This window comes from Jannaschia formosa (assembly GCF_003340555.1).
GTDB classification, from domain to species: Bacteria; Pseudomonadota; Alphaproteobacteria; order Rhodobacterales; family Rhodobacteraceae; genus Jannaschia; species Jannaschia formosa.
This window is the reverse complement of the sequence record NZ_QPLJ01000112.1, coordinates 1-817: the sequence shown is the minus strand read 5'-3', so window position 1 is coordinate 817 and position 817 is coordinate 1. Positions and strand designations below refer to the sequence as shown.

Sequence of the window (817 nt, the reverse complement as noted above, 5' to 3'; positions counted from 1 at the left end):
TCGACCACTGCGAGGCCCGCTCCTGGCACGGCTGGCACCGCCACATGACCCTCGTCATGGCTGCGCAGGCCTTCCTCGCCACGCTCGCCGCCGCGCAGGCCCGCGCCGCCTTCGGCAAACCATCCGAAGACAAAACAAGTCCGACGCCGCAAGACCCCCCGAAGCCGCATGATCGCCATGGCGGCGGGGATCATGAGCTGTCCGAGCTGCGCACCCTGATCGCCAAGCTCGTGATTCCGCCTCGGACACGTGCGGCCTTCATCTGGCACTGGTCCCGATGGCGACGACAACACCAAACCGCAGCCGCCATCTGTCATCGAAAACGAACGGAGTATATGCAACTGTAGTACTAAATGGCGAGCGTCGATTGTGTCGGCTCATAACAGGCCACGAGGGTTCCCCACCGCGTTCCGTCCCCAACCTTGCGCGTCGGCATGATCGGGGCGCCTTCGTCTTCTCGGCTTCGAGTGGTGGCGTATCAGGCCGGGGCGGCCGTCACCGCTCTGGCGATGGCCCAGATGAAGCCGACCATCTCACGCGCGATGGCCGTGGTGACGACGACCTTCGCCTTCCCGGCCGCGACCAGGTGTCGGTAGCGCTGGCACATCCGCACTTGCCCCTTCCACGCGATGTCGCGGACTGTCTTGGGCAGTCCCTCAATCCTGTGGTGCAGCTTGCGGCTGACACGCGCCTGCATTCGGTAGCTCCACGCACCCTCGATCAAGGCGCGCCGCGCGAGGCTACTGCCAGCCTTGGTGATCCCGCCCCGGCGCATGCTGGCGCCGCTGGAGTGCTCCGAGGGGGTCAGCCCAAGATA

Annotated in this window: 1 protein-coding gene and 1 pseudogene; one reads left to right on the top strand and one right to left on the bottom strand. The window is 66.0% G+C overall.

What is annotated here, in order from left to right:
- Positions 1-122 (top strand): annotated as a pseudogene (locus tag DR046_RS25055) (IS701 family transposase); the annotation flags it as partial.
- Between the two features lie 356 nt (positions 123-478).
- Here DR046_RS25055 and DR046_RS23050 read toward each other — a convergent pair.
- The coding region (locus DR046_RS23050) for a transposase (protein WP_167767276.1) at positions 479-817 on the bottom strand (339 nt) is incomplete at its 5' end.